The sequence below is a fragment of the Corallococcus sp. AB049A genome, from assembly GCF_003668885.1.
In the GTDB taxonomy this organism is placed as follows: domain Bacteria; phylum Myxococcota; class Myxococcia; order Myxococcales; family Myxococcaceae; genus Corallococcus; species Corallococcus interemptor.
Genome location: NZ_RAWL01000518.1, coordinates 1 through 5515 on the forward strand (window position 1 = coordinate 1; position 5515 = coordinate 5515).

Annotated in this window: 5 protein-coding genes; all 5 read left to right on the plus strand. The window is 70.0% G+C overall.

Annotated elements, in window-relative coordinates:
* On the plus strand, positions 1-273 hold a 273-nt coding region (locus D7X55_RS35025; RefSeq protein WP_199747289.1), incomplete at its 5' end, for a formate dehydrogenase accessory sulfurtransferase FdhD.
* A 294-nt stretch (positions 274-567) separates the two neighbouring features.
* Positions 568-2040 (plus strand): exopolysaccharide biosynthesis polyisoprenyl-phosphate hexose-1-phosphate transferase EpsZ, encoded by a 1473-nt coding sequence (epsZ, locus tag D7X55_RS35030; RefSeq protein WP_199747290.1) that lies wholly within the window; start codon positions 568-570, stop codon positions 2038-2040.
* Between the two features lie 115 nt (positions 2041-2155).
* The gene (gene wzx / locus D7X55_RS35035; RefSeq protein ID WP_233610254.1) at positions 2156-3709 is read left to right on the plus strand and encodes an exopolysaccharide biosynthesis flippase; all 1554 of its coding nucleotides are present in this window, start codon (positions 2156-2158) and stop codon (positions 3707-3709) included.
* Positions 3710-3724: 15 nt separating this feature from the next.
* A complete protein-coding gene (gene epsY / locus D7X55_RS35040; protein ID WP_120552462.1) occupies positions 3725-4360 on the plus strand; it encodes an exopolysaccharide export protein EpsY in 636 nt (211 codons plus the stop codon).
* Between the two features lie 4 nt (positions 4361-4364).
* On the plus strand, positions 4365-5515 hold a 1151-nt coding region (gene epsX, locus D7X55_RS35045; RefSeq protein WP_121725321.1), incomplete at its 3' end, for an exopolysaccharide export protein EpsX.

The following is a 5515-nucleotide window of genomic DNA, read 5'->3' on the forward strand; positions in this document are numbered from 1 at the left end:
CCACCCTTCCCCACCGCGCCCACGGTCCTCGCCGTCAGCGGCCGCGCCAGCTTCGAGATCGTGCAGAAGGCCGCCCGCGCCCGCATCCCCGTCGTGGTCAGCGTGTCCGCCGCCAGCTCCCTGGCCATCGACCTGGCGCTGCGTGCTGGCGTGACGCTGGCCGCGTTCTCAAGGAACGGGCGCTGCAACGTCTACACGGCGACAGAACGTCTGGAGCCCCACCCTCAACCGCCGGGATTTCCTCAGGACCCACATCATGACGCGTCCCGGTAGAAGAGCAGGCCTCCAAACGTCAGACCGGCATCGTAGATGCAGTCGGCAGGCGCACCCGGTCGCTTGGAGCCCCAGGTGGGATCCAAAGGACCCACAAAAGCTCAATGTCCGGAGACATGGACTCACACCCGACGCCTGGGATGGGTGGCCAAGTTTTCACCTGTTGTCATGTCTTTCTTGCTGAGCAGTGGTTGCGCCGCGACGCACTATTTGGCAGTCTTGCATTTCCTCCTGGTTAAACTTTTCTAGCCTAGACGGTATCCTCTGCGAATCCTGAACAGTGAGCAGAGGGGGGTGGACACGATGAGCAGTGCGACTGCAAGCGCCGAGGTCAAGACTCCCGGAGTGACGGGAGTGGCGGCTTCGGCCGAGGTCACCGATCCGCCGCGCCTGGCGCCTGGCTTCGCGGCGAAGCTGAACCTCACCGTGGACGTGGCGCTGCTGGTGGCGGTGCTGATGGGGTCGGCGTGGATGCGCGGTGCGCTGACGTTCCCCATGAGCTGGGAGCTGCCCAGTATGGTGGTGACGGCGGTGCTGGTGTGGCTCATCACCGGCACGGCGCTGTGTCTGTATGACTCGCGCTTCGCCGAGCGCAGCAAGCTGGACCACGTGGCGCTGGTGTCCGTCACCACGCTGGCGGTGGTGACCATCCAGGCGGTGCTGGAGCTGGCGTTGCCGGCGGCGGCGCACGTGGGGCTGGCGCCGCTGCTCTTCATCTTCTGGCCGGTGGCGCTGATTCTGCGCCTGGGCGTCTTCCGCCAGGTGGCCTCGCAGGAGGCCCCCACGGAGGAGGTGCTCATCGTGGGCACCGGCGCCATGGGCCGCTACACGGGCGAGGACCTGCTCACGCGCGGCCGTCACAAGATCCTGGGCTACGTGCGCTTCCCGGAGGACCACGCGTCCGGTGACAGCCTGCCGGCGAGCGTGCTGGGGCCCGCGGACGAGTTGGAGCGCCTGCTGCGCACGCTGCCCGTGAGCGAGGTCTACATCGCGGGCAACACGCTCAAGCAGGGCGAGTCCATGCAGGCGGCCATCAAGCTGGCGGAGCGCTTCGGCGTGCCGTTCGCGCTGCCGGCGCACTCGTTCCGCCTGGACCGCGCCCGCCCGGTGGAGTCCCGCGCGGTGGCGGACGGCTACCTGCACTTCGCGGCCGTGGCGCCCAAGCCGCACCAGATGGCCATGAAGCGCCTGTTCGACATCGCGGTCTCCGCGGTGGCGCTGTGGGCGCTGCTGCCGCTGTTCGCGGTGGTGGCCGCGTGCATCAAGCTCACCTCGCGCGGCCCCATCTTCTTCAAGCAGCTGCGCACCGGTCAGCACGGCAAGCCGTTCTACATGCTGAAGTTCCGCTCCATGGTGGTGAACGCGGAGGAGCTCAAGGAGCGGCTGGCCGCGCAGAACGAGCAGACCGGCCCCGTCTTCAAGATGAAGAACGACCCGCGCATCACCGGCATCGGCCGGTTCATCCGCAAGTTCTCCATCGACGAGCTGCCCCAGTTCCTCAACGTGCTGCGCGGTGAGATGAGCATCGTGGGCCCGCGCCCGCCGGTGCCCAGCGAGGTGGCGAAGTACGAGACGTGGCAGCGCCGCCGCCTGTCCGTGCGCCCGGGCCTCACCTGCATCTGGCAGGTGTCCGGCCGCAACCAGATCTCCTTCGAGCAGTGGATGTACCTGGACATGCAGTACATCGACCACTGGAGCCTCACCGGCGACCTGCGGCTGCTCTTGCAGACGGTCCCGGTGGTCATCACCGGTCGCGGGGCAAGCTAGCAACCGCGTTGTGATTTCCGGGCCCGGCGTTGACGCGCCGGGCCCGTTCGTCTTTCCATGGGGCGGGCCTTCCTCCCCTGGTGTGCGCAGCAGCCGCTGAAGGCCCGCTTCATCCATGACCGTGAACAGCCCTCCTTCCCCCTCCGCTGAAGTCGACGACGGCGCCCGTGCGAACGAAGTGCGCGGCGCGGTGCGCAGCACCCTGCAGCTCGGTGGCTCGCTGATGGTGACGTACGCCATCGCGCTGGGCATCCGCGCGCTGATGCCGCGCTACCTGGGGCCGGAGGCGTTCGGCTACTTCAACTGGTCGGAGGCGTTCGCCGCCACGTTCTTCGTGGCCACCAACCTGGGCCTGGAGACGTACATCCGCAAGGAAGTGCCCGTCCGCCCGGAGCACGCGAGCGACTTCTTCGGCACCACCATGCTGCTGCGCCTGGCCATGACGCTGATCCTCATGGTGGCGCTGGCGCTGGTGCTCCACCACACCGGTGAGCCCCCGGAGGTGCAGCACCTGGTGCAGTGGTTCGCGGTGGCCCAGTCGCTCATGGTCATCAACGCGTCCATGGCCGCGCTGCTGCACTCCAAGGGCAAGGTCGCGGGCCTGTCCGTCTCCAACGTCATCACCAAGATTGTGTGGGGCGGCGGCCTGGCGCTGATGGCCGCGTTCGGCGTGAGCCTGCAGTGGCTGGCCGTGCCCATGGTGCTGTCGGAGGCGGTGAAGCTGCTCATCAGCTGGAAGCTGGCGAAGGAGCACCTGGGGCTGAAGTTCCGCATCGACCTTGGCGCGACGAAGAAGGTGATGAAGGCGTGCCTGCCGTTCTTCCTCACCGCGGCGGCGCTGGCGTGCAACGGGCGCACGGACATGTCGCTCTTGGGCAAGCTCGCGTCCAAGGAGGAGGTGGGCTGGTACGGCGGTGCGTTCAGCATCGCGGGGCTCACGTTCCTCATCTCGCCCATCTTCGGCTGGGTGCTGATGCCCATGATGTCGCGCGCGGCGGCCCGGTCTCCGCAGGAGCTGTCGCAGCTGACGCGCCGCTCGCTGGAGGGCGTGCTCGCTTTCACCGTGCCGGTGATGATGGCCATGGTGCTGGGCGCGGACCTGTGGGTGCGCCTGATGTGCGGCCCCGGCTTCGAGCCCGCGGCGCTGCCCCTGCGCGTGCTGTCCCCCATCTTCGTGATGGCCTACGTCACCATGGTCAGCAGCATCTGGCTCACCATGTCCAACAAGGAGTGGTGGGTGACGCTGGCGGCCACCATGGGCGCGGTGGTGAACCCCATCCTCAACCTGATGCTCATCCCGTGGCTGTACGGGCGCATGGGCCCGTCCGGCGGCGCCACCGCCACGGCGCTGTCCATGTTCCTCACGGAGGTCATCGTCACGGTCCTGTTCCTCAGCCGCATGGGAACGAATTCCTTCGACCGGCGTTCCCTCCTCATGGTGGCGAAGACGGCCGTGGTGTGCGTCGTGTGCGTGGTGCTGGACCGGGTGCTGGCCGGCGCGGGCGTGCAGGCGTGGCCCCGCCTGGGGCTGACCGCCGCCACGTACGTGGTGGGCGTGCTGGGCACCGGCGCCGTGCGTCCGGCGGAATTGCTCCAGGTGGTGCGCATGGCGAAGCAGCGCGGTGGTAATGATTCGCAGGTGGCCGTGCCGGCCGCCCCCGCCGCGTGAGGAGCCCCTAGCGTCATGCCGTCCCGCCCATCCCGATTCCGCGGTCCCGTCTCCCGCGCGCTCGCGTGCGCCGGACTGCTCCTGCTGGCCCCCGCGTGCAGCGGCCTGGGCAAGTACACCTGGGTGAACGACTACCAGGAGAAGCCCACCGAGTCGGACGCCGCCTACCGCATCGTCCCCGGCGACGTGCTCAACGTGAAGGTGTTTGGCCAGGAGGCGCTCACCACGCGCGCGAAGGTGCGCGAGGACGGCCACATCAGCCTCACCTTCCTGGACGACGTGGAGGCCGCGGGCCACTCGCCGGCGCTGCTGGCGCAGCAGATCCAGACGCGGCTCAAGGACTTCATCAAACACCCCGTCGTCACGGTGTCGCTGGAGGAGGCGCGCCCCATGTCCGTGACGATGCTGGGGGAGGTGGCCAACGTGGGCGCGCACGTGCTGGACCCGGGCGCCACGCTGCTCCAGGCGCTGGGCGCCGCGGGCAGCTTCACGGACTACGCCCACCGCGACCGCATCTTCGTGCTGCGCCGGGACGACCCACAGGCGGAGCAGCCCACGCGCATCCGCGTGCGCTACGAGGACATCATCCGCGGCGAGGGCCGCGCGGCCGCCTTCCGCCTGCGCCCCGGCGACGTGGTGGTGGTGGAATAACCGGATGCTGGACGCGGCCCTCGCGAGCCTGTGGCTGGAGGTGGCCTCGGCCTCCGTGACGTACGGCGCCGCGGCCCGCGTGGACACCCGCACGCGCTCCATGGACGCGCAGGCCACGGGTGAGGCTGTCGCCCCGGTGGCGGCGGACGTGGACATCGTCCCCACGCTGAGCCTCAAGTACGACGACGGCAGCGCGGTGACCGAGGTGCAGTACGCGCCGCGCATCTCCTTCCGCGAGGCCACCAGCAACCCGCGCACCGAGGTGCAGCACGTGGGGCGGCTGTTGAGCGACTGGCGCCCCTCGCGCGGGCTCACCCTGCACGGCACCCAGGAGTTCGTGCTGGGCCAGGTGAACCTCTTCACCAACCTGCCCCTGGGCGGGGGCCTGGATGACGACCCCGCGGTGGGCCCCGCACCAGGGGACACGCCGGCCACCCCCATCCAGCCGCTGCCGGAGGGCGTGGACACGGTGTTCTTCCTGTCCTCGCTGACGACGCTGGCGGCGGAGACGGTGTGGCTGGGCCCGGGCTGGCGGCTGTCCGGCAGCGCGGGCTTCTCCGCCAGCGGCGGCCTGGACGACACCGCGAAGGAGGCCGTGCCCTTCCAGTACGGGCCCCGACTGCAGCTGTCCCTGGGCAACTCCCCCGCGCCCCGGCACACCCTCGCCACCACGCTGGCCTTCACGGACTCGCGCTTCTCCACCGGCGCTCGCGCCAGCGTGACGACGTTCACCGGCGCCTGGACGCACCGGCTGGACCGGCGCACGGCCGTGGAGGCGGGGGTGGGCGTGGGCGTGGCGTACTCCGTGCGCGCGACGGAAGAAGGACCCGCGGAGGACCCCGGCGTCCCCGGGGCCACCCCGTCAGGTCACCGGCGGCTGACGACCCTTCAGGTCGCGGACGCGCCCGTGGCGGACCCGGCGCAGCGGCTGGAGCTGTTGCCGGACCTGACGCTGGCGGTGTCCCACCGGGTGCCGTCGCGGATGGCGGACTTCAACGGCCGGCTCGCCGCGCGGGTGACGCCCTTCGTGGACCGGCTGACGGGGCTCGTCTACCCGAGGGCCGACCTGACCTTGAACGGCACCTGGGCGCTGAGCCCGCGCTTCCGGTTCTCCGGGACGGGAGGCAGTGCTTTCGCGGTAGGCGGGGCGGAGGG

Coding starts and splice junctions, on each gene's coding strand:
- wzx (WP_233610254.1), top strand. CDS start 2,156: ATGACCGTGAACAGCCCTCCTTCCCCCTCCGCTGAAGTCGACGACGGC.
- epsY (WP_120552462.1), top strand. CDS start 3,725: ATGCCGTCCCGCCCATCCCGATTCCGCGGTCCCGTCTCCCGCGCGCTC.